The organism is Sphingomonas sp. (assembly GCF_036387535.1).
GTDB lineage: Bacteria > Pseudomonadota > Alphaproteobacteria > Sphingomonadales > Sphingomonadaceae > Sphingomonas_R.
In genome coordinates, this window is the sequence record NZ_DASVTO010000155.1 from 1 (window position 1) to 2,734 (window position 2,734).

The 2,734-nt window shown below is 69.5% G+C and carries 3 protein-coding genes; 1 reads left to right on the top strand and 2 read right to left on the bottom strand.

Going from position 1 to position 2,734, the window contains the following annotated elements:
* Together secG and tpiA are read right to left on the bottom strand one after the other, a co-directional pair.
* Positions 1 to 151, bottom strand: a 151-nt coding sequence (gene secG, locus VF649_RS14450) for a preprotein translocase subunit SecG (RefSeq protein WP_331012662.1), incomplete at its 3' end; no start/stop codon positions are given.
* A 77-nt stretch (positions 152 to 228) separates the two neighbouring features.
* Positions 229 to 975 (bottom strand): triose-phosphate isomerase, encoded by a 747-nt coding sequence (tpiA, locus tag VF649_RS14455; RefSeq protein WP_331012660.1) that lies wholly within the window; start codon positions 973 to 975, stop codon positions 229 to 231.
* 166 nt (positions 976 to 1,141) lie between these two features.
* Here tpiA and VF649_RS14460 point away from each other — a divergent pair.
* The coding region (locus VF649_RS14460; protein WP_331012661.1) for a peptidylprolyl isomerase at positions 1,142 to 2,734 on the top strand (1,593 nt) is incomplete at its 3' end.

Genomic DNA, 2,734 nt, shown 5'->3' on the forward strand with positions numbered 1-2,734 from the left:
TGGTCAGGAAATCGGCGGCGCCGCGCGCGCTCATCAATCCGGACGGGCTGCCGCCCATTCCCAGCCCGCCGCCCTCGGACCGCTGCATCAGGATCACGGTCACGAGCGCCGCCGCGATGAAGGCATGAACGATGAGGAGGAAGGTGAACATCAAGCCCGCAATCTGTCAGGGGAAGCGCCGCCGGCGACGCGAAGTACCACGGCGCTTAGCGAATCCGCGCGCGCGCATCAACCGACCGCTGCGGCGGCACGGATGATCGGGACGAATTGCGCCGCGGTCAGGCTGGCCCCACCGACCAGCCCGCCATCGACATCCGGCACCGCCAGCAGGTCGGCGGCATTCCCGCCGTTCATCGACCCGCCATATAGGATGCGCACCCCCGCCGCTTCCCGACCCAGCACGGCGGACAGCCTGGCGCGGATCGCCGCGTGCATCTCGCCGACATCGGCCAGAGACGGAATCCGTCCGGTGCCGATCGCCCAGACCGGTTCATAGGCGATCACCAGCCCGGCCGCCGTCGCGCCCGGCGGCACCGATCCGTCGATCTGCGCCGACACCACCGCCACCGCGTCACCGGCATCGCGCTGCGCCTCGGTTTCGCCCACGCACAGGATCGCGATCAACCCGGCCGCCATCGCGGCACGCGCCTTCGCCTGCACGTCGGCATCGGTTTCATGCTGATCCGCCCGGCGCTCGCTATGTCCGACGATCGCCAGTCGCGCACCGGCCTCCACCAGCATGTCCGCGGACACGCACCCGGTATGCGCGCCTTTCGCCACCGCATGACAATCCTGCGCGCCGATCGCTAGGTCCGGCACCCGCGCCGCGGCCAGACCGATCAGCGTCGCCGGCGGGCAGATCGCGACATCGACCGCGGCACATTCGACCGCGGCCGCCGCGATCCCGTCCAGTTCCGCCATCGCGGCCCCGCTGCCGTTCATCTTCCAGTTTCCCGCGATCAACTTGCGCCGCATGCCCCGTCCCCATCCTGTCGTGCAGCGCACTAAAGCGGTTTCGCACCGGCATGACAATGCGGAGAGCATGCGCCCGCCGCTGGCCCGTCACCTTCCCGCCACCTTGCCGCGTCGGACGGGCGGCGATAGAGCGACGGCTTCTCCTTCCCATTCGACGGGTCCGCCGATGCTTTCCTTCTTCCGCCGCATGCTCAAATCTTGGGTGGTGGTGCTCGTGCTGGTCCTGGTCGCCGGCGCCGTCGTGTTCTCGGGCGTCGGCACGCCCAACGGTCTGGGTGGCGCCGGTGGGGGCGCGGACGGGGAGACGCTGGCGTCGATGGACGGCGGCAAGATCGGGACGATCGAGGCCGATCGCCGCGTTCGCGACGAATATAACCGCGCGCTGCAACAGCAACCGGGCCTGACGATGGCAGCGTTCATCCAGGGCGGCGGGGTAGACGCCACCTTGCGCCGGCTGGTTTCCGCCAAGGCGGTGGAGCTTTGGGCGCGCGCGCATGGCTTCACCGCATCCAAGCGGCTGGTTGACGGCGAGATCGCCAGCATTCCGGCATTCCAGGGTCCGACCGGCAGTTTCGACGAGACGACATTTCGTGGGCTGCTGGCGCGGGAGCGTATTTCCGAACAGCAATTGCGCGCCGACATCGCCGGGGACCTGATCCGGCGTCAGGTGCTGGGCCCGATCGCGGGCGGGACGCGCGCCACGGATGCGCTGGTGACGCCTTATGCGGCGATGCTGCTCGATCGTCGGGACGGAACGATCGGCTTCGTCCCCGCTGCCGCCATGCCGCAGGGTCCGGCGCCGACCGAGGCACAGGTCCGCGCTTATTACAACGCCAACATCGCGCGCTTCACGCTGCCCGAACGGCGCGTGCTGCGTTATGCCACGATCGGCGCGGCACAGATCGGCAATGTTCCTGCACCCACGGACGCCGAAATCGCCGCGGCCTACACGGCGAATGCCGCGCAATATGCCGCCCGCGAAACCCGTACCCTGTCGCAGGTGCTGCTGCCGACCGAAGCGGCTGCCAAGGCCCTGGTCGCAAAGATCCGTTCCGGTACCAGCTTTGCCGCCGCGGCGCAGGCCGCCGGGCTCAGCGCGACCGACACCAGCCTGGGTGTGAAGTCGCAGGCGGAAATGGCGGAACTGGCCTCCCCCGCCGTCGCGGTCGCCGCCTTTGCCGCGGCACAGGGCGCGATTACCGACGCGCAGAAATCGCCGCTCGGCTGGCATGTCGTGCATGTCGACCGGATCGCCCGCACACCTGCGACGCCATTGTCGGCGGCGCGCGCCACGCTGGTGGCGGACCTGATGAAGCGCAAGACCGACGCCGCGCTGGCGGACAAGGTCGCGAAGATCGAGGACATGATCGCCGATGGATCGACCTTCGAGCAGGCGGCGACCACCAACGCCTTGCCCGTCGTCACCACTCCCGCGCTGCTGCCCAGCGGCGTCGCTCCGTCCGCACCGGCGTTCGCACCATCGCCGATCCTGCAACCCCTGCTGAAGGCGGCGTTCCAGGCGGGCGAGGATGACGACCCCAGCGTCGAGACGATCGGACCCGGCAGTTATGCGCTGCTCGATGTGGTCGATGTCATCGCGGCCGCTCCGGTCCCGCTGACGCAGGTTCGCGCCGATGTCGTGCGCGCGATCGTCACCGGTCGCGCCGTCGATCAGGCACGCCGGGTGGCCGATGCGATTGTGGCGAAGGCATCGCGCGGCACGCCACTGGCGGTCGCCTTCGCCACCGCCGGCATGAAG